The following is a 24,797-nucleotide window of genomic DNA, read 5'->3' as shown; positions in this document are numbered from 1 at the left end:
ATGAAACAAAAAATACTATTAACAGGAGCTTTTATGTTTCTGTTCTTAATCGGCTTTTCCCAAAGTAAAACAACTTTGAGAAAACAGATGGAGAATTACACCAACAAAATCGACAGCGTGGTTGTTGAAGAACGAAACAAAATGAATGCTGAATTTGATTTGCTTGAAAAGAAAATGAAAGCCGGTGAAATCTCTGAAAAAGAGATGAATGAACTGAAAAATACAGCAGCCATTCGATACGAAGCGATTATTAATGATGAGATTGATCGGCAGAAAGATGAATACGAAGAAATAACAGGGAAAACGGTAAGGAGAGCGCTTTTCAAAAGTAATATTACTAAAAATAATAATCTATTCAGAACAGCAAGAGGAGCTTTACTGGATCTTACATTCGAACAGCCTGAGTTTGATGATCCCGAAGATCCTAAAAATTATCTTGAAAGTTTTGGGTATGTTGCAGGAATTTCCCTAATCAACTTCACAGATAATAAGTTTTTTAATTTCTCTAAAGGAAATGAACTGAAAAATTCTATGTCCGGAAATTTTACTCTCCGTTACGAAAATCAGTTAGGTAAAACGACAAGCCCTGTTTTTTATCGTGTAGGATTAGGATGGAGACTTGAAAGCATAATTCCTTCCAACGACAGAATTTTTGCACAAGATGATAAAAACCTTTATTTAACAGATTTTGCGGGCAATAATTTTAAGAGTGCGTGGTTAAGAACCGATTATATCTATGTTCCTGTAGAAGCAATTTTCGTGTTAAATCCAAAATATAAAGAGTACAAAGGAGTGCGTTATATTGATAATACCAAAAAACAATTGCGTATAGGATTAGGGCTGTATGGTGGAACTAAAATAAATGACAAAATTCATCTTCAATACAAAAATGATTTTGGAAATCGTGTTTATAACCGTGAAGGAGTATCAAAAGGATTGAATCCATTTATATTTGGAGGTAAAATTTCGATAGAATATTTTGGGTTTAATATTTTTGTGATGAAAGATTTTACCCCTATTTTCAATAATGATGCATTGATTGGTAACAAAAGAGGAGTGCAGATTGGTATAGATCTTTGGGCAATAACATTTTAATTTTCAGAAAGATTTTACAATACTTTTAATGATAATGGTTCGTAAACAGTTAATATTGACTGTAAATTGGTTTATGAATAGTAAATATTAATTATTAAATATCTATCAAAATTAAATTAGTGTTAAATAATTGATAAATTTTACGTTATACTTTTATCTAAATAATATTATCATTCTTAAATAAATGATTTTAAAACATACTTACAAAAAGTATGTTTTTTTTTGTATTTTGGCATTCTGAGATTCATTTAAAATTGTAAAATAAAGTAATGAAAAATTTACAGCTTTTAGGATTACTTTTGGTCGTGGTGGGCAGTTTTTTACCACTTGTTCATGTTCCTATCATAGGAAACTGGAATTACTGGCAACTCGATCATTATTTGGCGATTTTTTGCTGGATATTCTGTGCATGTGCACTTTTCGGGATTGTAAATAACCGTGCAAAACTCGTCAATACTTTTGCTGTATTTCTACTTATTTTATTTGTATTCAGCTTATTTGCAATAAAATATCAGGCTTCAAGCTACTTCAGTTTTTTACCATTCAAATCTTGGACGAAAGCTTTGGCCGGAACAGTAAAACTACAATGGGGATGGTTTGCAGAGTTTTTGGGAGCATTAATTATGCTTTTCGTGAAATCTAAAAGAGAAAATTAAACTATAGTATAAAAGAGAAAAAATATGAAAGAAGTATTCATCGTTTCCGCAGTAAGAACTCCAATAGGAAGTTTTATGGGTAGCTTGGCTACAGTTCCTGCTACAAAATTGGGCGCTGCAGCGGTAAAAGGAGCATTAGATAAAATTAATCTGGATCCTAAAAACGTTCAGGAAATCTATATGGGGAATGTTCTTCAGGCAGGCGAAGGTCAGGCTCCGGCAAGACAGGTTGCTTTAGGAGCAGGGTTGTCAAACGAAACTCCATCTACAACTATAAATAAAGTTTGTGCTTCAGGAATGAAAGCTGTTTCAATGGCTGCACAGGCAATTAAAGCTGGTGATGCAGACGTAATTGTTGCAGGAGGTATGGAAAACATGTCGATGGTTCCTCATTACTATAATGCAAGAAATGCTACAAAATTAGGTGATGTGAAAATGCAGGACGGAATGATTTTAGACGGTCTTACAGACGTTTACAACAAAGTTCACATGGGAGTTTGCGCAGAAAAATGTGCAACAGATTACAGCATTACAAGAGAAGATCAGGATAATTTTGCAGTACAATCTTACACAAGATCTGCAAAAGCTTGGAGCGAAGGGAAATTTGCTGAAGAAGTTGTTCCTGTTTCAATTCCACAAAGAAAAGGTGACCCTATCATTTTCGCTGAAGATGAAGAATATAAAGCTGTAAATTTCGACAGACTTCCTACACTTCCTACCGTTTTCAAAAAAGAAGAAGGAACAGTTACTGCAGCTAATGCATCTACTTTAAATGACGGTGCATCTGCTTTAATTCTAGTTTCTAAAGAGAAAATGGAAGAATTAGGATTAAAACCTTTGGCAAAAATTGTTTCTTATGCTGATGCAGCTCATGAGCCTGAAAACTTTACAACAGCTCCGGCAAAAGCTTTACCAATCGCTCTTAAAAAAGCAGGTTTGGAAATTTCAGATATCGATTTCTTCGAATTTAATGAGGCTTTCTCTGTAGTTGGTTTGGCAAACAATAAAATCTTAGGATTAGATGCTGCTAAAGTAAACGTAAACGGTGGAGCAGTAGCTTTAGGACATCCACTTGGAAGTTCTGGTTCAAGAATCATTGTTACATTGATTAATGTTTTAAAGCAAAATAACGCTAAATATGGCGCTGCAGCTATCTGTAATGGAGGTGGTGGTGCTTCTGCAATTGTTATTGAAAATATATAATTATTGTTTTTATATAAATCTTGGAATCCGGAAGCGAAAGTTTTCGGATTTTTTTATACCTAAATAATAAAAAACTTGCTCCGGAGGAGCAAAATCTTTGTAGATAAAGTTCCCAGAGTATTTTGAGCTCCGTAGGAGCGACACGCTTATCTGTTCTTAAACATTTTTAAAACACTTCTAATTTTAACAAATCAATAAAATTTAGACTAAAAAAAATAAAAACTGCCGAATGTTCAGCGGTTTTTCTATTTTTGTGCAACTAATTCGTTTGAAAATGTCTGAAACTGAAATTCAACCTACTCAAAATATAAAAAATAATCCAAAGATCATGAAAGCTTGGGCGGTCTATGACTGGGCAAATTCCGTGTATTCTTTGGTAATTACTTCTGCGATATTTCCGATTTATTATACGATTCTTACGACAGCTTACAATAAAAAGGAGTTTGTTCCGGAAGCAGGAGAAGTTCAGGAAATTCCTGTAAGAAACATGATCAAGATCTTCGGAGACGCCTATGAGCCTGAAGCGGTTTTAAGTTTTTCTTACGCAATCTCATTCTTTTTAGTCGTTTTATTGTCTCCATTTTTATCTTCTTTGGCAGATACGATTGGAAATAAAAAATCATTTCTTCAGTTTTTCTGTTACTTAGGAGCAACTTCTTGTATGGGATTAGCTATGTTTACAGGCATGGAAAACATCTTTTTAGGATTGCTGTTCAGTATTACGGCGAGTGTAGGTTTTTGGGGAAGTCTGGTGTTTTATAACTCATTTTTACCAGATATCGCTACTCCGGATAAACAGGATGCATTGTCTGCAAAAGGATATATTTACGGATATATTGGTTCTGTAGTTTTATTGATTATCTGTTTGGTTTTAATTCAGGTCGTTGCAAAAGGGCCGGATCAGGCTAAAATTTATATCAGAATCAGCTTTTTATTAACGGGAGCTTGGTGGTTTGGTTTCTCACAATATACATTCAAACATTTACCTCAGTTTGGAGATGTGAAAGAAAAACTTCCTAAAGATCTTGTTCTTTTAAATTATAAAAACATCTTTAAAAAACACCAGGAACAGGGAGGTTTTTTTGAAGTATTAAAAGATAATATCAGTTTCTATAAAGATATTGCGAAAGAGAGTTTCAGAGAATTATTCAGTGTTGGGAACAAGCTTTTTTCAGACAAAGCTTTGAAGTTTTTCCTGTCGAGTTTCTTCTTTTACAGTGTTGGGATGCAGACCATCTTTTTAATGGCAGTTCCTTTCGGAAGTACGGTGATTTTTCCTAAGGAAGCTGATAAATACAAGTTGATCATTACAATCTTAGTTATTCAGATTATTGCGATTTTCGGTGCTTTCTTATTTTCAAGATTATCTAAAAAAATTGGAAATAAAAACGTAATTACCATTGCTGTAATTATCTGGATTGCCTGCTGTTTATCTGCATATTCTTTAAACAAAGAAAATCCAAATGTTCAGCTTCAGTTTTATGGATTAGCTGGTTTGATTGGTTTGGTAATGGGTGGTCTTCAGGCAATGTCGAGATCAACTTATTCAAAACTTTTACCAGAAAATTCTATGGAAAATACAACGTTTTTCAGTTTCTATGATGTACTTGAAAAGCTTGCAATCATTTGTGGAATGCTTATTTTCAGTGTATTTATTCAAAGGTTTCACAATATGCAATATGCATTTATTTCGATGTCGGTATTTTTTGCGGCGGGTGCAATTCTTATCAGATTCTTAAAAACGAAGATATAAGTTGTACAATGGCTTAAAATTTGTTAATATTCAGCAGAATAATAGTAACTTTGCATAAAGATTTTTAACACAAAATGACGAACCCTTTATTTTACGCTAAAATTATCCTCTTCGGAGAGTACGGAATGATAGAAGACTCACAAGGTCTTGTAGTTCCTTACAGTTTTTATAAAGGCACTTTAAAGTTTTCAGACTCAGATTCAGAATTTGAGAAAAAATCAAACTTTCATTTACAGAAATATGCTGATTTTCTGGAGAACTTAAGTCTTCCCGAACAATTCAAATTAGATGTAAACCGTCTGAAAGAAGATATTTCTAATGGACTTTTCTTCGATTCTAATATTCCTCAAGGATATGGAGTTGGAAGTTCAGGAGCTTTGGTTGCGGCCATTTTCGAAAAATACAGCTTTACAAAACACGACCCTGAAAGTATTTCAAAAGAAAATCTTAAAAATATAAAAGCCGTTTTTGGCGAAATGGAAAGCTATTTCCACGGTAAAAGTTCAGGAATGGATCCTTTAATTTGCTACATGAATCTTCCGATTCTTATTGAAAACAAGGAAAATTTAGATAAAGTAGCGATTCCAAAAGAAGAACAAGGAAAAGGAGCAATTTTCTTGATTGATTCAGGAATTACAGGCGAAACAGGACCGATGATTCAGATTTTCTTTGAAAAAATGAAGACCGAAGGTTTCCGTAAAACGCTAAAAGAAGAGTTTATTCGTTACAATAATGCTTGTATCGATTCTTTCCTTAAAAAAGATATGAATCCGTTTTTTAGAAACCTTAAAAAGCTTTCTTATTGGGCTTACGAACATTTCCGTCCGATGATCCCTGAAAGTATTTTCAACATCTGGAAAAAAGGTTTAGATTCTAATGCTTATTACCTTAAACTTTGCGGAAGTGGCGGTGGTGGCTATATTTTAGGTTTCACCAAAGACTATGAAAAAGCAGAAAAAATGCTTGACGGTTTCCAGAAAGAAGTGATTTATAGATTCTAAAAAGTTGGAAATGAGTTCTGAAAAAGAGAGTTTCCAACAGAAAAATTATATCCGAAAATCTTTATTTTACAGATTATCACAATTCGTGGGCTTTCTTTTAGGCGCACGTTTTTTTGTGGCTGTTTTGCTTACTTTCGCACTGTATGTTTCTACTTTTTTTCTGTTTAATCAGGAGGAAAGTTTCAGGAAATTTGTATTTGATTTCAAAGTTCACGGCATTATTTTCTGTACCGTTTTAAGCATTCTTGCAGGTGGAATTATCAATCAGTTCTACGATTTTGAAAAAGATCACATTGTAAAACCTTTTCGTACAAGAATTCAGAGCTTTATTCAGCAGAAATATTTTTTGTATGTGTATTTGGCTTTAACGGTAATTTCACTGGGTGTAGCAAGTTTTATTTCGTATCGGGTTTTGATTTTCTTCGTTGTTTATCAGTTCTTTATGTGGTTTTATAGCCATAAATTAAGTCGGATTTTAATTTTAAATAATCTCACTTTTGTCAGTTTAACATTATACCCTTTTTTTGGGATGATGGTTTATTATCAGACTTTTTCAAAGAAAGTTTTTTTAATGGCTATTTTTCTGTTTTTGATTCTTTTATGTATTGATATTGTGAAAGATACCTTAACGAAAAGTGTTGATAAAGCTTTTGGTTATACTACAATTCCAAACTATTTTAAAAGTAAAAATACCAAGATCATTCTTATCTCTTTGCTGATTGTAACGATGGCAGTTTCGATGAAACTTATTCTCAAAACCGGAATTTTAGGTTTTATGTCTTATTATTTTACCGGAGGTCTGTTTGTGATGGTTATCTGTGTTTATCTGCTTTTAAACTCCTCAAGACGAACTAAATTTCTTACACTCAATATTTTACGTTTCTGGGTTTTTATTGGAATTCTTGCAATGCTTCTTAACGGAATTGAAGGTAAATTGTAGAAAAAAAGCTTTAAAAAAGCTCAGGTTATTCTTACATTTGCAAAATTAAATTAACAAAAAGGAATGCCCATTTTCAACGATACCAAAGTTGCATTTGCCGATAAAACTGATGCACAATTAAGAAAAGCCTATTGGATGTTTAAAATGATTGAACAGCCTGCTTTAACAAGTCTTGGAACTTCTGTCCTGAATTTTACCGTTCATAATAATTTCCCATTCGTTACCGGAATTGTGAAAAACACTTTGTTTGAGCAATTTGTAGGTGGAGAAACTCGTGAAGAGAGTATGAAAGTGGTAAAACAGCTTTTCAAAAGAGGGGTTGGAAGTATTTTCGATTATTCGATTGAAGGGAAAGAAGACGAAGAAACCTTTGAAGCAGTGTGTCAGGAAATTAAAGATATCATTAAATTTTCTGTAGGAAATCCTGCTATTCCTTTTATTGTTTTTAAACCTACCGCATTCGGAAGAATTGATTTGTATGAAGCTGTCGGGAAAAATGCAGAACTGACTTCAAGCCAAAAAGAAGAATGGCAAAGAGTGGTAAAAAGATTTGATGAGGTATGCAAACTTTGTCATGAACATGATAAAAAAGTGATGGTTGATGCTGAAGAAACCTGGATGCAGGACGCAGCAGATCAGCTTTGCGAAGAGATGATGGAAAAATATAATCAGGAAAAACCGATTGTCTGGAACACTGTTCAAATGTACAGAACCGGCCGTCTTGAATATATGGAGCAGAACCTTCAGAGAGCCAGAGAAAAGAATTATTTTATTGGTTATAAGATTGTTCGTGGCGCTTACATGGAAAAAGAAAGAGCAAGAGCTGCAGAAAAAGGGTATGCAGATCCTATTCAGCCAACCAAAGATGCATCCGATAAAAATTACAATGCCGGAATTGATTTTGTGATGAATCATTTAGATAAAGTTTCTGCGTTCTTTGGAACTCACAATGAGATTTCATCTGAATTGGTAATGGATAAAATGAAGGCTAAAGGTCTGGAAAATAACAATCCTCACATCTATTTTGGGCAACTTTATGGGATGAGTGATAACATTACATTCTATTTGTCTGATAAAGGCTATAATGCAGCAAAATATCTTCCTTACGGACCTGTAAAAGACGTTGTTCCTTATCTTACAAGAAGAGCCAGAGAAAACACTTCTGTTGCCGGACAAACCGGAAGAGAATTAGGTTTAATTAAAAAAGAATTAGACAGAAGAAGAAAGTAATTTCTCTTTAGAATAATATAAAAGCTCGGTCATTTTGATCGAGCTTTTTCGTTTTTAAAATTTCAATCAGTGTATAATGTTCTTAAAAATTGAGTTTAGATTATTGTGATATTCTTTTAAATTTTAAAGAAAGATAGCCCTAAAAAAGTTGAAATAAATTCTATTAAAAGTATGAATTCAGTGGTGGAAGTTATAAAGATTGTCAAAACATTTGGATGGGTAAATCGCATCAAAGTAGATGGGGAAAAATGCATTTTTAGACTAAAATAACAGTTGTTTTTTTTATTTAAAAACTAAAAATAGACCTTAAATTATTGTGATATTCTTTTAAATTTTAAAGAAAGATAGCCCTAAAAAAGTTGAAATAAATTCTATTAAAAGTATGAATTCAGTGGTGGAAATTATAAAGATTTTCAAAGAATTTGGATGGGTAAATCGAATCAAGTAGACGGAGCAAAAATGCATTTTCAGAGTTGAAAATTTCTAAAATAAAGTTGTTTTTTTTGATTTAAAACTAAAAATAGACCTTAAATTATTGTGTTTTTTCACAGATTTTTCAAGAAAAATAGTCCTAGAAAAGCTCAAATAAAGTCTATTAAAAGTATGAATTGCGTGGTGAAAATTATAAATATTTTCAAAGATTTGGATGAGTAAATCGCATCAAATCTATAGAACAAAAATGCATTTTCAGAGTTGAAAATTCCTAAAATAACAGTTGCTTTTTGTGTTTGAAAACTAAAAATTGAGCTTAAATTACTATGATTTTTTCTCAAATTTTAAGATAAATAACCCTTAAAAAGCTCAAATTATCTCTATTGAAATTATGAATTTAACAGGAAAAATTGTGGCTATTTTGAAAGTTTTAGATGTGCAAATTGCATCAAATTGAAGGAACAAAAGTGTATTTTCAGGGCTGAGAATTTCCAAAATGACAGTTATTTTTTGTGTTTGAAAATTGAGCTTAAATTACTATGATTATTGTTGAATTTTTAAGATAAATAATCCTGAAAAGTTCAAATTATCTCTATTCAAATTATGAATTTAACAGGAATAATTGCGTAAATTTTGAAAGTTTTAGATGTGCAAATTGCATTAAATCGAAGGAACAAAAGTGCGTTTTCAGGGCTGAGAATTTCCGAAATAACAGTTGTTTTTTTGTGTTTGAAAACTAAAAATTAAGCTTAAATTATTGTGATTTTTCTCAAAATTTTTAGATAGATAATCCTGAAAAAAGTTCAAATTACCTCTATTTGAAATTATAAATTTAGCAAGAATAATTACGTGAATTTTGAAATTTTTAGATGAGCAAATTGCATTAAATCGAAGGAACAAAAATGTATTTTCAGGGCTAATAATTTCAAAAAAAATAGTTGTTTTTTGGGGTTTAAAAACTAAAAATAGAGCTTAAATTACTATGTTTTTTCTCGAAATTTAAAGATAATAATACTATAAAATGTCAAATTATCTCTATTCAAATTATGAATTTAACGAGAATAATTAAGTGAATTGTGAAAGTTTTAGATGTGCAAATTGCATTAAATCGAAGGAACAAAAGTGCGTTTTCAGGGCTGAGAATTTCCGAAATAACAGTTGTTTTTTTGTGTTTGAAAACTAAAAATTGAGCTTAAATTATTGTGATTTTTCTTAAAATTTTTAGATAGATAATCCTGAAAAAAGTTCAAATTACCTCTATTGAAATTATAAATTTAGCAAGAATAATTACGTGAATTTTGAAATTTTTAGATGAGCAAATTACATTAAATCGAAGGAACAAAAATGTATTTTTAGGGTTGAGAATTGCAAAAATAATAGTTGTTTTTTTGTATTTAAAAACTAAAAATAGAGCTTGAATTATTGTGATATTCTTTTAAATTTTAAAGAAAGATAGCCTTAAAAAAGTTCAAATTACCTCTATTGAAATTATAAATTTAGTAAGAATGATTACGTGAATTTTGAAAGTTTTAGATGTGCAAATTGCATCAAATCGAAGGAACAAAAGTGTATTTTCAGGGCTAATAATTTCCAAAATAACAGTTTTTTTTGTGTATTTGAAAACTAAAAATTGAGCTTTAAACTACTATGATTTTTTCTCGATTTTTTAAGATAAATAATCCTTTAAAAGTTCAAATTATCTCTATTCAAATTATGAATTTAGCGAGAATAATTACGTGAATTTCGAAAGTTTTAGATGTGCAAATTGCATTAAATCGAAGGAATAAAAATGTATTTTCAGGGTAGAGAATTGCCAAAATAACAGTTGCTTTTTTGTGTTTAAAAAACTAAAAATTAAGCTTAAATTACTATGTTTTTTCTCGAAATTTCAAGGTAAATAATCCTAAAAAAGCTCAAACTTCCTCATTTTAATTCTGAATTTAGCAGAGAAAATCACGAAGTTTTTGAAAGTTTTAGATGAATAAATTGCCTCAAATCAAAGGAACAAAAGTGTGTTTTCAGGGCTGAGAATTTCCAAAATAACAGTTGGTTTTGTGCTTGAAAACTGAAATTTGAGCTTAAATTAATGTGGTTCTCTTCAAGTTTTTAAGATAAATTAGACCTAAGAAAGTTCAAATTATCTCTCTTTAAATTATGAATTTGGATGGAATAATTGCGAAGATTTTCCAAGTTTTAGAAGAGTATATGGTATCAGATTCACCGAAATGAAAAATGTGTTTTAAAGAATAGAAGTAAGACTTTCAAAATTTGCTAAGCTTATTTAACTACTATTTTATCTTTGAAAAAAAGCCTGATTTTAAAATTAGTCTTTCTTATGGCTCAAAACTTTCAAATTTTCCATTTTCATAAAATAAAATGATACGTTTTATCTTATTCGATTGATTTCCAATAACTTGACTAATGATTTCTTCGTTTGATTTTTCTAATCGCTGAGAATCGAATATTTTTTCGTTTGCTTTACTTTGATACGTTTTAATCGATTCTGAAGGGCTCTCAATTATGACTGGTTCTTCAGGTTCTTTACTGCCAAAATCTTTATCGTTATTCATCATCGTAAATAAATCGGGTAGGGAAGTTGGTTTTTGTTTTTCTTGCGTTACTGGTTCTTCCGTATCGGGAAGTTCAGACTTCAGCATTTCGCCATCACCTGTCACTAACCAGTCCCATAAGATTTCGGGAAAGCGAGATTTTATTTTGATAATAAATTCTAGAGACGGCTTATTTCTTCCGGAAGTTACATGAGAAATAGACGAACGCTGTACATCTATCTCATCAGCAAATTCCGATGAAGTAAAACCTGAATATTCTATAACTTTTGAAATTCTTTCATTTAAACTCATAAAATAACTTGTAAAATATAGTTAACAAATGTAAACAATAAATTTACAAAACACAAATACAAATGTAAATAGCTGTAAATTGATAAATACACAAAAGTAAATTATTGTAAGTTACTGTAATACAGTGTTTTTACACAAATGTAAAATTTATTCCCATAAATTATTAAACAACGTTTCCACAATCTTTTGCTGAAAGATTCCACTTAAACTAAGTGAAGAAGCAAGATTGTTAATGTAAATTTGAATAATAATTGAAGATAAACGACAGAGTTAAATTCTTTTTTTTGAGATTAATAAGTACCGTTAATCCCTTTAAAAACTCTATTGAGTTGAAGAGAGCTTAAGTAGTATTAAAAACAGGTTTTAACATTATTCTTACCGATAAATTTTAATGCACCGTTGTCATTTACAATTGATAAACACTTTTAATAATTTTTAAGGATAAATGAATAATTATTTTAGAGTTTTTCCTAAAAATCTTAATTAAAAGTCTTTTTTTATACTTATTAAGATGATTTAGAACTGAAGTTATTCACAATTAACATTTGTATATTGATTAAAAAATGATTTTATCAACAAATATTTTGTTTAAGTTATTTAAGCACATTCTTGCGAAAACATGTGTAAGTTCACTTAAAGTACATTTCGTTTTCTACTTCATTTAAATATTGTAAGTATTTGATTATTAAATTATTGAACTTACTTAATTGAGATATTGTTAATTAACAATTTTACTAACAGACAAAATGGCAGTTTGTGTTGTTTGTTCTTTTTACAAATGTGAATTTTATTTTTAAAACCAAAATGGTTAATTTTGAAAAATGTAAATTATTATTAATGAACTTTGAACATTTCTACACTGCAAATTCTGATTTTCCTAATCGCTATATTTCTCCTGAAAAATTATTTTCTTACTTACAGACGAATCTCAAAGATTACATTCAAGAGATTGGAAGGTCTTATTTAGATAAACCCATTTATAAGTTAAGTGTAGGAACTGGTAAAATCAATATTTTAGCTTGGTCACAAATGCACGGAAATGAATCTAATGCAACGCATGCGATGTTGGATCTATTAAAGAGTTTTGATAAAGCGCCCGAATTAAAAGAAGATCTTTTCAGTAAGATCAATTTAGATTTTATTTTTATGCTAAATCCAGATGGTTCTGAAAAATGGACCAGGCTTAATGCATCGGAAATAGATCTTAATAGAGACTTCCATAATGAAGCAAGTAAAGAGATTAAATTTCTGAAAAATCTGGCAACTTCAAAGAAATACGATTATGCTCTGAATCTTCACGAGCAACGCACGATATTTACCACCGATGGAATTCATCCGGCAACATTATCATTTTTGGCTCCATCAGAAAATGTAGAGCGAACTGTTACCGATAATCGAAAAAAATGCATGGCGGTAATTGCGGATGTTTACAACCACTTGAAAGAATTAATTCCTAATCAAATTGGAAGATATTCTGATGAGTTCTATCCCACTTCTACGGGAGATAATTTTATAAAAGCAGGAATGCCGACCATCCTTTTTGAAGGCGGACATTTTGCAGATGATTATTCCAGAAAAGAAACCAGAAAATATTATACGATTGCTTTGTACTATGCATTAAAATCAATAAGCAAACTTGACTCAAATATTACAGGTTGGGAAGCTTATCAAGAGATTCCCGAGAATCAGGAAACGCATTATGATGTTGTGTACAGAAACGTAAAATTAAATACGGACCATGAATGTATTTTGGATATTGCGGTTCAGTACAGAGAAGTTTATGAAGAAGGGAAGGATGAAATTTCATTTATCCCTTTTGTGGCAGAAGCAGGAGATGTGAAGAAAAGAAAGGGCTGGCTGGAAATTGACTGTACCGGAAAAAAATATATCTCCGATACCAAATATCCTAAACTTGATGCAGAAGTTAATTTCAAAATAGAAGACTAAAAAACGCGGAACAATTTGTTCCGCGTTTTTGTTTTATATTCTTTCATGCTGATCAAAATCAAAGCATAGCAAAACAATATTTTTAAATCTGATTAGTTGACAACTTTAATTCCGTTGGCTACGAATCTTATTTCCTCTTTAGGTTGAGTAATGGCATCAATTTCTGCCTGAGGTTTTTTAGCATCTTCTGCGTAATGTTTCTGCTCATCAATAGAAGTTACTTTTCTTTCAGCAGTTCCGTCTAATACAACTGTTTTTCCTTTCAAAGCTGTTGGAACGAAGAATGCATAATCTTTCATTTTTACAAAAAACTGAGAATTATCTTCAGTTTGAATGGTTAACCAACATCCTTTTTTCTCGCAAACGTCTGTTACTTTACCTTTTACAGCTACGTTCTCAACTTTTTTATTTTCTTTCTTAAGCTTTTTGCCTAATTTTTCAACAGAGATAGCTTTAGATTCTACAGAAGAAGCTACAGCAGACCCATAAGTGTCTCCTACGATTGCATTACCTTCCGGCGGACCCATTTTTTTCTTTTCCTGAGCAAAAGCCAAAGTCGATACGCTTACTGCTGCTAAAACTAATATTGCCTTAAATTTCATTATTAATATTTTTTCCAAAATTAACAATAATATTTGAATTTAGAATGATTATAAACTTGATAAATAACAGGTCATTTAGAAATCGAAAACAAAAATGAAAAACAATTGCAGATTTATCTATATTTGAACGGAATATTTGAATATGCAGAAAAAACTAAAACTATGGGACGCCATTATGTTGGTAATGGGTTCGATGATTGGAAGCGGAATTTTTATCGTAAGCGCCGATATGATGCGGAATCTGGGTTCCGGATACTGGATGATCGTTGTTTGGGTGATCACCGGAATTATGACCGTTGCTGCAGCAATAAGCTATGGTGAGCTGTCATCGCTTTTCCCAAAAGCTGGTGGGCAATACACTTATCTTACAGAAATTTTTGGTAAAAAAATGGGTTTCCTCTACGGATGGGGATTGTTTACCGTGATTCAGACCGGAACAATTGCTGCTGTTGCAATGGCATTCGGAAAGTTTACCGCATATCTTGTTCCAGAATTAAATAATGCTGCACCTATTTTTCAAAGCGGAACATTTCAGATAACCTGGATTCAGATTTTGGCAATCGCAGTGATTATTTTATTGACCTACATCAACACAAGAGGAGTAGAAAGTGGCAAGCTCCTTCAAAATGTTTTTACGGGATCAAAAATCATTGCTCTCCTTGGATTAATTGCTTTAGGATTCATCTTAGTAGACGTTTCTCACTTGGCTGAAAATTTCAGCTTTGGAACAGATTCTTTCAACAACTTAAAACAGGACGATAAAGGCATCTTTTTACAATCGGGTTGGGAATCTATCTCCGGAATGACTTTGATGGGAGGAATCGCTGCCGCAATGGTTGGTTCGGTGTTTAGTTCGGTTGCCTGGGAGAGCGTAACTTTTGTTTCAGGAGAAATCGAAAACCCCAAGAAAAATGTTGTGAAAGCAATGATCTTGGGGACTTCAGCTGTAATGTTGTTGTACATCGCGGTAAATTTTGTTTACATTAATGCTTTAGACAGAGATTCGATTGCTTTTGCTGCCAATGACAGAGTGGCGGTTGCCGCTTCACAGAATATTTTTGGAAGCGCAGGAACGGTGATTATCGCTGTTTTGGTAATGATTTCTACATTCGGATGTAATAATGGATTAATTTTAGCCGGAGCAAGAGTTTTTCAGACGATGGCAAAAGACGGATTGTTCTTTAGATCGGCTGTTGACAACAACAAAAATCATGTTCCCGGAAATGCACTTTGGATGCAGGGAATTTGGGCATCATTACTTTGCTTGAGCGGACAATATGGTAACCTTTTAGACATGATTTCGTTTGTCATTGTATTGTTTTACATGATTACCGTTTTCGGAGTAATTTACTTGAGAATTAAACAACCTAATCTTGAGAGACCTTACAAAACTTGGCTATACCCAATTACTCCGATAATTTACCTTTTAATCGGAACCGCTTTTTGCGTATTGCTTTTAATTTATAAACAACAATACACTTGGCCGGGATTTTTAATTGTTCTTCTCGGGCTACCCGTTTATTATCTTATCAATAGAAATAAAAAAACAGATCAATAATTTTTTTAGGGGCTAATTCCCGCTTTCACTACTCGCTTTTTTCTTTCTTTTTTGGCGGCTTTGCCGCCGCCAAAAAAGAAAGAAAAAGAGCTCAAACATGCCGTTCAATCGGGGCTATAAAATTCGGCACTATTCAAAAAGTATCCTATTCATCAACTGATCAAATTTAAGATCAACCATGTCAAGGTTTCAAACCTTGACATGGTTTTTTTTAACAGTCCAAATTGAGAAGTAACTGAAAAGTATTTATTTTATTATCAGCGTATTTTTTCAACAAAATTTAATTCCTATTCTTTAAAAATTTTTAAAGAAAATCATCAAATCAATTTTACATCTTTTTTATAAGCTTAGCGAAGCAAATTTATTTGCCTTTGCTTCTTAAATATAAAATTTCAATATAAATCTTTGCGCTAAAAAGTTTTTGTATGCTATATAAAAATTCACAAATATTTTTATTCCAAATCTCGCTTAATACATCAATGAATTTTCATGTGAAAGTTCATAGCTTTCAAAATGTAAAAAAATCCTTTACTTTTAATAATAATTTTAATATTCCATAACTCATTATTTCCCAAAAATGATTAATTTGGTATTTCGTTTTAATTAACACCAAAGAGAAATAACGAAATATCACTTATGGACACACCAAATTACAGAATGCCTTTTGTACCGTCTACACTCATGTCCGAAGGTGGAAGTATCGATACCTGCGATATGGGAGAAAGCATCGCTCACAATATTATGCTTTTGATCACGACGAAAAAAGGAGAAAACAGATATGATGACAACTACGGAAACGATGTTTGGAATCTGGAATTCGATAATGGCGTAACATCAGCAGTTTGGGAAAGTGTATTTGTAAAAAGTCTTAAAAGACAGATCTTACAATACGAGCCGCGAATTGTACAGCCACAAGTTGATGCTCATGTAAAACTTGTAGAGCATAACTATGATACCAAAGAACATACGGAAATCAAGAAAAAAGTAAAAATAGGAATTAATGCAAAAATGGAAGCTACAGGGGAGCGTTTCAGTTTTTCTACCGAACTTTTTCTAAGCCCGATGTCCATCGACTAAATATTTATTTGTAAAAAGATTTTATGAATTTAGATCAGAATATTTATTCCAAAGAATCCGTAAAAGCGAGAATGCTTCAGAATGCTACAAAAGTTTGGGGATTGAAAAGTCCACAGTCATTAGATCCTTTTGTAAAATTACTGATTGATGCATTCAGCACCGAAGTTTTTAAAGCGAATAATGAAATTCAAACCGTTAATGCAAGAATTTTAGAAAAACTTGCCAAGCTATTAACACCGTCAATTTATACCCACCCGATTCCGGCTCATGCTTTGGCTTATACTTCACCCGATGAGTCCTCTGAAATTTTGCTGGAGCACACTGAGTTTTTTTTCAAAAAACACATGAACTCCACGGTAAAATCAGAATCAGATAAACAGCTGAATATTCCTTTTACACCCATTGGAAGCGTAAGAACAAATAAAGCACAGACTGCAATTATGTTTGTCGGGAATACCTGCTACAGTTTAGATGAAAGACTGAATAAAATTCCAATCTCAAGATTTCAGGGAAGACCGGAAGATTACAGAAAAGTAACCATCGGAATTGATGTTTCGAAATTTACCAACGAAAAGTTTCCGAAAACATTAAGCCTTTATTGCTCAAATCCTGCCTTTGAACATCTTGATTTTGTGTATAAGCTTTTACCTTACAGCACGGTCTCAAGCAACGGAAATCCTATGTTCATTAAGGAAGGAATATCTTATGTGAAGAATAATGAGAAAGAAGGATACGAACAGATATTTCATGAGCAATCAATAAAAACAAAAATTATTGAGGATATCAAAAGTATTTACAGTCATAAGTTTGTTGAGGTTACAGGTCTTTCAAGAGATCTTTTTACAAAAGAACTTCCACAGGATTTAGATTTTTTAAAAGGAAGAGAAGAAATTGAAAAATACCTGAACGGAAAAGAATATTTATGGTTAACTTTTGAGTTTCCGCCACAGTTTTCGGCAGAAATCTTAGATAACTTTACTTTTGTCTTAAATGCTTTTCCGGTATACAACCGTGGCTGGAAAAAAACAGAATACAGTTTAGATATCATGGGAAATAATATTCCGTTGATTACCGAAGAAGCTGAATATTTCCTATATGTAGATGAAGTTCAGGATGGAGAAGGAAGAAAATATACCGAAATTCCTTTCACACCTTCAGATAATCTTAAAAAAGGTTTGTACACCGTAAGAAAAGGCGGGATGGAACGTTTCAACAACAGAAATGCGGTTGATATGATTTCTAATGTTCTTGAACTGACAAGAGACGAAATTGCAGCATTTTCATTATTAAACCGTGATAATGTAAAAGGAATGTTGGGAGAGATGTCTGATAAAATGAAATCGATGGTGCAAAAAGTAAACAACGCCAAAAGAAATATCAGACAGGAGCTCAATTACGTGATTATGGAACCTGTTGAAAAAACAGGCCATACTTATGCAGCATTTTGGATTACGCATTGCACTTTTGCCAATCACATGCGTCCCGGAACCGAACTTTCGAACCAGTTGAAGTCGCAGTCTATGATTTTGCTGACAGAAACAATTGGCGGAGCAGAAGAGCAGAAAGGTTCAGACAGTATTCAGGCTTATAAATATGCTTTAACGACGAGAGATAAAATCATTTCTCTGGAAGATGTAAAAAACTATTGCCGAATGGTTTTGAAAGACGAAATGAAAGATGTTCGTGTTAAACGCGGAACCATGATCAGCAACAAACCAAAAGAAGGTTTTGTAAGAACCGTTGAGGTGGAAATCGTACCCAACAATTATTCTTTCTATGGAAGAATGTATTGGGAAAACATGGCAAACATTTTGCGGAACCAAATCGTAGCAAAAGCAATCGACGGAATAGAATATCTCGTGAAAATAAGCAACGAAGACACCGATTTTTTTGAAAATTAATTTTAACATCCAAATATAAAATATGAAAAAAATAATGATGGTTGCACTCGCTTTGTCGCTGAGCGTAGCAAGTGTAAGCTGTAAAAAAGGAATGGATAAAATAGGAAATGCCGTTCTGAAAGCCGGAGAAAACGAATCTCAGGCGATTATAGATTTTAATAACGATTTTTTAGATTCTTACAAAACCTCTTCAAGACATATTGAAAATATCGTAAAATATGCAGAAGCTGCCGTAAAAAAATCTAAAGGCGAAACAGTTTACAGCATGCCGGTTGTAATTGGATCTATGGATTATTCGCTTAGCAAAATAAAAGATGTTCCGTCTGGGTTTGAAAATGATAAAAAGGTAATTGAAACAGATTTTAATACCTACAAAGCAAAAAGAGAAAGCATAGAAAAAAAATACGAAGAACTAAAATCATATATTACTTCCGAAGATTATAAAGATGATAAAGGTGTGAAAGCTGAAGCTTTGCAAAAAGATATTACAGCAGAAGCACAGGCGTTTTTTACAGCGGGAGAAAATATTTTAACAAAAATAAAACCTGCAACCGATGCAGCAGAAGAAGTGATTCTTAAAGATCATCCGATGAAAGAGTTTATAGTTTCTTCTAAAGGTTTGATGAGTTCTATGGATTCTGTGATGGATGTTTTAGATAAACAATATACAGGAAGTTTTAATGAAGCTGAAGCACAGAAAAAGTATGATGAGTTTGAAAAGGTAGTTACAGATAACAGCAAAAAAGTTTTTAATGTAAAAGAACAGCAGTACGCTTACAAAAAAACTCAGTTTGAAAGTGTAAACCAAAAAGCCTCTGACTTTTTAGATAAATTCAGAAAGCTAATCAGAGATTCAAAATCTACAGGAAAAATTCCGGATAGCAATATTCAGGAAATGGATTCTGCTTACGAATCTGTTTTAAATTCTTACAACTCGTTTGTGAAATAAATTAAAATATCAACTAAATAAAAAGTACCGATGGAAAATTTCATCGGTACTTTTTTATACAGAAAACACGGGAAATTTTTAGAGGTAATTATTACCCATTGTGCATTTTGATTCGTTTTCGTCACTTCGAGTAGAATTTTGAAAAAAATTGTATCGAGAAGCTCTTAATTTCGAGAACAAATTCTATTCTCGATACATTTTTTCTCCCCTTCATTATGAAAAAACACTCGAATTGACGAAAATTTAAAAAGAAAATTAAAATATATATAGGCATAATTATTAATAACAAATCTATAGATTTAAAATTAAAATGGATAAAATATCTCTAATTTCACAGATGAGAAACTAACATTTTTTAACACAATAAATTCCATAAAATTCCGTAATTTTGCACATCGTGATTTTCAGGTAAAGTCACCCCAAATTATGAGTAAATCAACTGAATATATAGAAGTTTACGGAGCTCGTGAACACAATCTTAAAAATATTAATGTAAAAATTCCGCGCAACGAATTGGTCGTAATTACAGGTCTTTCGGGAAGTGGAAAATCTTCATTGGCTTTTGATACGATTTTTGCAGAAGGTCAGCGTCGTTACATCGAAACTTTTTCTGCTTATGCGAGACAGTTTTTGGGAGGATTGGAACGTCCGGATGTTGATAAAATCGAAGGTCTTTCGCCCGTGATTGCTATTGAGCAAAAGACAACCAATAAAAACCCTCGTTCAACTGTAGGAACTGTTACGGAACTATACGACTATCTTCGTCTTTTGTTTGCGAGAGTTTCTGATGCTTATTCTCAAACGACGGGAAAAAAGTTGGTAAGTTATACGGAAGATCAGATTCTGGAAACGATTAAAGAAAATTATAAGAACGAAAAAATAATGTTGATGGCGCCGGTTGTGCGTTCCAGAAAAGGGCATTATCACGAACTTTTTGTTCAGATGGCCAAAAAAGGATACGGACAGGCAAGAATTGACGGTGAATTACAGGACATTGAATATGATTTAAAACTTGACCGTTACAAAACCCACGACATCGATATTGTAATCGACCGTTGGATTATCGGAGAAAGCGCATCTGAAGCCAGAATGGAAAAATCGTTGCGTACCGCAATGGAAATGGGAGAAGGTTTAATCGGGATTCAAAAACTGGGAAGTACAGAAATTGAATATTTCTCAAAAAATTTAATGGATGCTGAAACCGGTCATTCATTGGCTTTACCGGAACCGAATACTTTTTCATTCAATTCACCGAAAGGAAGCTGCCCAAGTTGTAAAGGTTTAGGAACAATTAAAAAAATCAACACCGATTATTTTGTTGAAAATCCTAAATTATCAATCAATCAGGGGGCTTTGTTGCCTTTGGAAGATATTAAGTCTAATAAATATGTACTTTCTCAAATCAAAAATATTCTTGAAATTTTTGGTTTAGGATTGGCAACGTCTTTTAAAGATATTCCGGAAGAAGCGTTGGACTATATGTACAATGGTTGTCATAAAGAATTTAATAAAGATTTAAAATACGCAGGAATTTCCAAAAAAATCAAAATCAGTTTTGATGGTTTGATTCCTTTTATGGAAGAATTGATTGAAGAAAGAGAATCTTACGAAGCAATTTTGCTGGAAAGACATTTCACCACGGAAGAAACCTGTCCGGAATGTAAAGGAGCGCGTCTTCAACCTTCAAGTTTGAGTTTTAAAATTGACGGAAAAAATATTGCTGAAATCAACGGTTTAAGCTTATCGGACTTAAAAGATTGGCTGGCTGATGTAAAAGATAAATTTTCAGAGAAAAATTCTATTATTGCTCACGAAATTTTAAAGGAAATCGAAACCAGACTTCAGTTTTTACTGGATGTAGGTTTAGATTATTTAAGTTTGAGCAGAAGTTCAAAAACTCTTTCTGGTGGAGAATCTCAAAGAATTCGTTTGGCAACACAAATTGGTTCACAATTGGTCAACGTTCTTTATATTTTGGATGAACCAAGTATCGGATTGCACCAAAGAGACAACGAAAGGCTTATTAATTCATTAAAAAATCTTCGTGACATCGGAAACTCTGTTTTGGTTGTAGAGCACGACAAAGATATGATCATGGAAGCCGATGAGGTTTTAGACATTGGTCCAAGAGCCGGAAAATTTGGTGGAGAAATTCTTTGGCAGGGAAAACCGAAAGATTTGCTGAATGCCGATACAATTACCGCAGATTATATTACAGGAAAAAGAAAAATTGCCATTCCGGAAGTGAGAAGAGAAGGAAACGGTAAAAATATTATACTAAAAGGAGCAACAGGAAATAACCTTAAAAATGTAACGCTTGATATTCCTTTGGGAAAATTGGTTGTGGTTACAGGAATTTCAGGAAGTGGAAAATCTTCTTTAATTAACGGAACTTTATATCCGATTCTAAACAAACATTTCTACAGAGCGGTTCAGGAACCTTTACCTTACAAAAAAGTAGAAGGTCTTGATAATATCGATAAAATTGTAGATGTAGACCAGACTCCGATTGGAAGAACGCCTCGTTCAAATCCTGCAACCTATACAGGAATGTTTACCGATATCAGAAATTTATTTTCAGAATTGCCTGAATCTAAAATCCGTGGCTACAAACCGGGAAGATTTTCTTTCAACGTAAAAGGCGGAAGATGCGAAACTTGTCAAGGTGGCGGTTTGAAGGTAATTGAAATGAACTTTTTACCGGATGTTTACGTTCATTGCGAAACCTGCAACGGAAAACGTTTCAACAGAGAAACTTTGGAAGTTCGTTACAAAGGAAAATCGATTTCCGATGTGTTGGATATGACGATTGATGAAGCGGTAGATTTCTTCCAGCCGATTCCTAAGATTTTTGCAAGAGTAAAAACTTTGCAGGATGTTGGTTTGGGTTACATCACAATGGGTCAACAATCGACCACACTTTCCGGAGGTGAAGCGCAGCGTATCAAATTAGCAACAGAACTTGCAAAAAGACAGACCGGAAATACATTATACATTCTTGATGAACCAACAACGGGACTGCATTTTGAGGATGTGAAGATTTTAATGGATGCTATTAATAAATTGGTTGAATTAGGAAATTCTTTCATCATCATTGAACATAATATGGATGTCATCAAATTGGCAGATCATATTATTGATGTAGGACCGGAAGGTGGAAAATACGGCGGTGAGATTATTGCCAAAGGAACTCCTGAAGAAATTATCAAGTCGAAGAAAAGTTTGACAGGGAAGTATTTGAAGAAGGAGATGTAAATTGGTCTCATAGTTGCCTTATATAAAGAAAATCTTATGAAATCAATTAAAATTTATTTAGCTCTGTTGGCTTTTTCCTTGACTATTGTGTCTTGTGAAGTAAGGTCAACAACGCATGTTAAAACTTCGAAATCAAAACCTATTCCTCCGGGACAGGCTAAAAAGATTTATGGGACAAAATCTGCAAAACCTTTTGCTCCCGGACAAAATAAGTAAAATAATTAATATCAAAATTATATAAAGCTACAACTCTTGTTTGTAGCTTTTTCCTTTTAAAATTAGTTATAAACCATCTTTAATTTAAAGCTAAACTATTCTCCAATGTTAACTTTTTAAATATTTTTAAATAATAATACTCTGGTTATCAGTATTTTGAATTTTAATGTTAACTCAATGTTAACTCAATGTGAAATTTGTATGAATATTTTTTTATATCTTTGATTTAGAATTCAAAACAAGTTTAATATATAATTTAAAATCAAATGGTTATGAAAAATAAAATTCAAATATTTGTTGCTTCTCTTTTCGCATTAGGATTAACAGCAATCGCAGGTAACGTAAAAGCTCAGACAACTTCAAACAATACGATTGAAGAGATTCAATTAAATAAAAATGATGCATTCAGCGAGATCAGAAATCTATTGATGGCTAATTTTGATTTTACCAATCAGGATTATAAACAAGGAATTGTAAACTCTGAAGTGAAATTTGATATTGCAGAAAATGGTAAAATTGTAAATGTACGTTCAAAAGGAGACTGCAAAAATGTAAGTAAAGAAATAGAAAATGTATTGTCTCATCTTCAGTATAAAATAAATGCCAACAAACTGAATGAAAATATGCTGGCTTCTTCTTTTGTAATGCCTGTAAGAGTAGACATCAACAATAGATAATAATACATAAACTGTATATAATTTTCCTTAAACTGCTTGAAAAAGCAGTTTTTTTATTTCCGGTAATTGTATACATTTGATTTTAAATATTTTCTGCCGTGAATCCTATTCTTGATGTAGTTATCCGCTCACTTTGCGTTTACCTTTTTATGGTAATTGCCATCCGTTTGTTTGGAAAAAATCAGCTTTCACAACTCAACGCAGGAGATGTTGTTTTGTTGTTGTTGATTTCAAATGCAGTACAGAATGCAATGGTTGGTGAAAATACTTCCTTAGAAGGTGGAATTGTAGCGGCGCTTGTTTTATTCGCTGCTAATTTTACTTTAAAAAGATTGATGTTTTCTAATCGTAGCTTTGCGAGTTTTATGGAAGCAGATCCTGTAATTTTAGTAAAAGACGGAAGGGTAGATCAGGTTGCTTTAAGAAAAGTGAAAATTACTTTTGATGAACTGAATGAAGCGATAAGAGAACATGGAGTAGAAACAATGGAAAATGTAAAGCTTGCTATTTTGGAGGTGGATGGAAATATCAGTGTGATTTCTGAAGATAAAGATGATCAGCAGACTCACTATTCGAGAATTAAAAGAAAAAATAAAAGAAAATATCATTAAAAAATGAACTACGAGATAAGAGAAATGCTTCCGCATGACGAAACTAGAGTTTTAGAAATTTTCAAACAGGGAATTGACAGCGGAATTGCCACATTCGATACCGAATTGCCAAGCTCAGAAGCCTGGAATTCCAGCTTTTTAAATGACTGCAGATGGGTTTTGGAAAATGAAAATAGCGAAGTGATCGGTTGGTGCGCTTTAAAACCTGTAAGTAAAAGAGATTGTTTTAAAGGCGTTGCCGAAGTAAGTATTTATTTTGATAATAATTACCTTGGGAAAGGTTTGGGTTCGGTTCTTTTAAAAAAACTGATTCTCGATAGTGAAAACCACGGATTCTGGACTTTACAGTCAAATATTTTTCCTGAAAATGAAGCGTCTATAAAATTTCATCAGAAAAACGGTTTCAGAATCGTTGGTAAAAGAGATAAAGTTGGTCAGCTTCACGGTGAATGGAAAGACCTCGTTATGCTGGAAAAAAGGAGTCCGAATATTTTTTAAATAGTAAATAGCAGTCTTTTGGCATTTTGATTGTACCATTCATTTCATCAATTTAAATTTTAAAATTATGAAACTCCTGAAAAATACAATCGCTATCATTATTACAGCAGGATTTATATCTTCCTGTATTCCGCATCCGAGCCGAAGACCAATGCCTCCCGGTCATGATAAGAAAGTTGAAAAATTAAAAGAGCATCATCCAAGAAATAGAAATAGGTAATTGATTTTATACTATGATTATTCTGAAATAATAATAAAATTTCTTAAAAATTGTGAAAAATACAGAGGTAAACAATTATTGGCACTAGTATTGTAATTTTGATTTTTAATTTGAA

At 32.4% G+C, this 24,797-nt stretch carries 20 protein-coding genes; 18 read left to right on the top strand and 2 right to left on the bottom strand.

Translation table 11 applies throughout. The annotated features are described in order from the left end of the window. The 7 genes from BUR17_RS04270 to BUR17_RS04240 all read left to right on the top strand — a co-directional run bounded on the left by BUR17_RS04270 (position 1) and on the right by BUR17_RS04240 (position 7,878). Positions 1 to 1,095 carry a hypothetical protein gene (locus BUR17_RS04270; protein ID WP_143747518.1) on the top strand — a complete coding sequence of 365 codons (1,095 nt, stop codon included), beginning with the start codon at positions 1 to 3 and terminating at the stop codon, positions 1,093 to 1,095. 269 nt (positions 1,096 to 1,364) lie between these two features. Then, complete coding sequence (locus tag BUR17_RS04265; RefSeq protein ID WP_074229085.1) at positions 1,365 to 1,751, top strand: hypothetical protein; 387 nt, start codon at positions 1,365 to 1,367, stop codon at positions 1,749 to 1,751. Positions 1,752 to 1,775: 24 nt separating this feature from the next. Then, positions 1,776 to 2,954 carry an acetyl-CoA C-acyltransferase gene (locus BUR17_RS04260; protein WP_074229083.1) on the top strand — a complete coding sequence of 393 codons (1,179 nt, stop codon included), beginning with the start codon at positions 1,776 to 1,778 and terminating at the stop codon, positions 2,952 to 2,954. A gap of 274 nt (positions 2,955 to 3,228) precedes the next feature. Next, a complete protein-coding gene (locus tag BUR17_RS04255; RefSeq protein ID WP_074229081.1) occupies positions 3,229 to 4,707 on the top strand; it encodes an MFS transporter in 1,479 nt (492 codons plus the stop codon). 74 nt (positions 4,708 to 4,781) lie between these two features. Next, positions 4,782 to 5,708 (top strand): mevalonate kinase family protein, encoded by a 927-nt coding sequence (locus BUR17_RS04250; RefSeq protein WP_074229079.1) that lies wholly within the window; start codon positions 4,782 to 4,784, stop codon positions 5,706 to 5,708. Between the two features lie 10 nt (positions 5,709 to 5,718). Further along, positions 5,719 to 6,648 carry a UbiA family prenyltransferase gene (locus tag BUR17_RS04245; RefSeq protein WP_074229077.1) on the top strand — a complete coding sequence of 310 codons (930 nt, stop codon included), beginning with the start codon at positions 5,719 to 5,721 and terminating at the stop codon, positions 6,646 to 6,648. Positions 6,649 to 6,711: 63 nt separating this feature from the next. Beyond that, positions 6,712 to 7,878, top strand: coding sequence for a proline dehydrogenase family protein (locus BUR17_RS04240; RefSeq protein WP_074229075.1), 1,167 nt, complete (start codon positions 6,712 to 6,714; stop codon positions 7,876 to 7,878). A gap of 2,765 nt (positions 7,879 to 10,643) precedes the next feature. On the opposite strand, the gene BUR17_RS04230 is transcribed toward BUR17_RS04240, so the two are convergent. Then, a complete protein-coding gene (locus BUR17_RS04230; protein ID WP_074229071.1) occupies positions 10,644 to 11,171 on the bottom strand; it encodes a helix-turn-helix domain-containing protein in 528 nt (175 codons plus the stop codon). Between the two features lie 837 nt (positions 11,172 to 12,008). Here BUR17_RS04230 and BUR17_RS04225 point away from each other — a divergent pair. Further along, entirely contained in the window at positions 12,009 to 13,118 is a 1,110-nt protein-coding gene (locus BUR17_RS04225; protein ID WP_074230225.1) for a M14 family zinc carboxypeptidase, read from the top strand. A gap of 92 nt (positions 13,119 to 13,210) precedes the next feature. Here BUR17_RS04225 and BUR17_RS04220 read toward each other — a convergent pair whose 3' ends face one another. Next, a complete protein-coding gene (locus tag BUR17_RS04220) occupies positions 13,211 to 13,720 on the bottom strand; it encodes a DUF4920 domain-containing protein (protein ID WP_066676601.1) in 510 nt (169 codons plus the stop codon). A 142-nt stretch (positions 13,721 to 13,862) separates the two neighbouring features. Between BUR17_RS04220 and BUR17_RS04215 the strand changes: the two genes are divergently transcribed. From BUR17_RS04215 to BUR17_RS20720, 10 genes are all read left to right on the top strand, one after another. After that, the gene (locus tag BUR17_RS04215; protein ID WP_074229069.1) at positions 13,863 to 15,278 is read left to right on the top strand and encodes an APC family permease; all 1,416 of its coding nucleotides are present in this window, start codon (positions 13,863 to 13,865) and stop codon (positions 15,276 to 15,278) included. Between the two features lie 636 nt (positions 15,279 to 15,914). Further along, positions 15,915 to 16,355, top strand: coding sequence for a GPW/gp25 family protein (locus BUR17_RS04210; RefSeq protein WP_066676605.1), 441 nt, complete (start codon positions 15,915 to 15,917; stop codon positions 16,353 to 16,355). A gap of 23 nt (positions 16,356 to 16,378) precedes the next feature. Next, positions 16,379 to 18,256 (top strand): type VI secretion system baseplate subunit TssF, encoded by a 1,878-nt coding sequence (locus BUR17_RS04205; protein ID WP_074229067.1) that lies wholly within the window; start codon positions 16,379 to 16,381, stop codon positions 18,254 to 18,256. Positions 18,257 to 18,278: 22 nt separating this feature from the next. Next, complete coding sequence (locus BUR17_RS04200; protein WP_074229065.1) at positions 18,279 to 19,205, top strand: DUF3829 domain-containing protein; 927 nt, start codon at positions 18,279 to 18,281, stop codon at positions 19,203 to 19,205. A 426-nt stretch (positions 19,206 to 19,631) separates the two neighbouring features. Next, positions 19,632 to 22,460 (top strand): excinuclease ABC subunit UvrA, encoded by a 2,829-nt coding sequence (gene uvrA, locus BUR17_RS04195; RefSeq protein WP_074229063.1) that lies wholly within the window; start codon positions 19,632 to 19,634, stop codon positions 22,458 to 22,460. A gap of 36 nt (positions 22,461 to 22,496) precedes the next feature. Then, a complete protein-coding gene (locus BUR17_RS04190) occupies positions 22,497 to 22,676 on the top strand; it encodes a hypothetical protein (RefSeq protein WP_074229061.1) in 180 nt (59 codons plus the stop codon). 272 nt (positions 22,677 to 22,948) lie between these two features. Then, positions 22,949 to 23,353 (top strand): hypothetical protein, encoded by a 405-nt coding sequence (locus BUR17_RS04185; RefSeq protein WP_074230224.1) that lies wholly within the window; start codon positions 22,949 to 22,951, stop codon positions 23,351 to 23,353. A gap of 98 nt (positions 23,354 to 23,451) precedes the next feature. After that, positions 23,452 to 23,964, top strand: coding sequence for a DUF421 domain-containing protein (locus BUR17_RS04180; protein ID WP_074229060.1), 513 nt, complete (start codon positions 23,452 to 23,454; stop codon positions 23,962 to 23,964). 3 nt (positions 23,965 to 23,967) lie between these two features. Continuing rightward, complete coding sequence (locus tag BUR17_RS04175; protein WP_074229058.1) at positions 23,968 to 24,462, top strand: GNAT family N-acetyltransferase; 495 nt, start codon at positions 23,968 to 23,970, stop codon at positions 24,460 to 24,462. Positions 24,463 to 24,529: 67 nt separating this feature from the next. Then, positions 24,530 to 24,682 (top strand): hypothetical protein, encoded by a 153-nt coding sequence (locus BUR17_RS20720; protein ID WP_159437584.1) that lies wholly within the window; start codon positions 24,530 to 24,532, stop codon positions 24,680 to 24,682. Positions 24,683 to 24,797 lie beyond the last annotated feature (115 nt).

It is taken from the genome of Chryseobacterium scophthalmum, assembly GCF_900143185.1.
In the GTDB taxonomy this organism is placed as follows: Bacteria; Bacteroidota; Bacteroidia; order Flavobacteriales; family Weeksellaceae; genus Chryseobacterium; species Chryseobacterium scophthalmum.
Note: the sequence above shows the minus strand (reverse complement) of the source record. Positions and strands in the feature narration are given on the sequence as shown.

Excerpts from the sequence above, each read along its gene's own strand:
- BUR17_RS04270 (WP_143747518.1), top strand. The coding sequence starts at position 1 with ATGAAACAAAAAATACTATTAACAGGAGCTTTTATGTTTCTGTTCTTA.
- BUR17_RS04265 (WP_074229085.1), top strand. The coding sequence starts at position 1,365 with ATGAAAAATTTACAGCTTTTAGGATTACTTTTGGTCGTGGTGGGCAGT.
- BUR17_RS04260 (WP_074229083.1), top strand. The coding sequence starts at position 1,776 with ATGAAAGAAGTATTCATCGTTTCCGCAGTAAGAACTCCAATAGGAAGT.
- BUR17_RS04255 (WP_074229081.1), top strand. The coding sequence starts at position 3,229 with ATGTCTGAAACTGAAATTCAACCTACTCAAAATATAAAAAATAATCCA.
- BUR17_RS04250 (WP_074229079.1), top strand. The coding sequence starts at position 4,782 with ATGACGAACCCTTTATTTTACGCTAAAATTATCCTCTTCGGAGAGTAC.
- BUR17_RS04245 (WP_074229077.1), top strand. The coding sequence starts at position 5,719 with ATGAGTTCTGAAAAAGAGAGTTTCCAACAGAAAAATTATATCCGAAAA.
- BUR17_RS04240 (WP_074229075.1), top strand. The coding sequence starts at position 6,712 with ATGCCCATTTTCAACGATACCAAAGTTGCATTTGCCGATAAAACTGAT.
- BUR17_RS04230 (WP_074229071.1), bottom strand. The coding sequence starts at position 11,171 with ATGAGTTTAAATGAAAGAATTTCAAAAGTTATAGAATATTCAGGTTTT.
- BUR17_RS04225 (WP_074230225.1), top strand. The coding sequence starts at position 12,009 with ATGAACTTTGAACATTTCTACACTGCAAATTCTGATTTTCCTAATCGC.
- BUR17_RS04220 (WP_066676601.1), bottom strand. The coding sequence starts at position 13,720 with ATGAAATTTAAGGCAATATTAGTTTTAGCAGCAGTAAGCGTATCGACT.
- BUR17_RS04215 (WP_074229069.1), top strand. The coding sequence starts at position 13,863 with ATGCAGAAAAAACTAAAACTATGGGACGCCATTATGTTGGTAATGGGT.
- BUR17_RS04210 (WP_066676605.1), top strand. The coding sequence starts at position 15,915 with ATGGACACACCAAATTACAGAATGCCTTTTGTACCGTCTACACTCATG.
- BUR17_RS04205 (WP_074229067.1), top strand. The coding sequence starts at position 16,379 with ATGAATTTAGATCAGAATATTTATTCCAAAGAATCCGTAAAAGCGAGA.
- BUR17_RS04200 (WP_074229065.1), top strand. The coding sequence starts at position 18,279 with ATGAAAAAAATAATGATGGTTGCACTCGCTTTGTCGCTGAGCGTAGCA.
- uvrA (WP_074229063.1), top strand. The coding sequence starts at position 19,632 with ATGAGTAAATCAACTGAATATATAGAAGTTTACGGAGCTCGTGAACAC.
- BUR17_RS04190 (WP_074229061.1), top strand. The coding sequence starts at position 22,497 with ATGAAATCAATTAAAATTTATTTAGCTCTGTTGGCTTTTTCCTTGACT.
- BUR17_RS04185 (WP_074230224.1), top strand. The coding sequence starts at position 22,949 with ATGAAAAATAAAATTCAAATATTTGTTGCTTCTCTTTTCGCATTAGGA.
- BUR17_RS04175 (WP_074229058.1), top strand. The coding sequence starts at position 23,968 with ATGAACTACGAGATAAGAGAAATGCTTCCGCATGACGAAACTAGAGTT.
- BUR17_RS20720 (WP_159437584.1), top strand. The coding sequence starts at position 24,530 with ATGAAACTCCTGAAAAATACAATCGCTATCATTATTACAGCAGGATTT.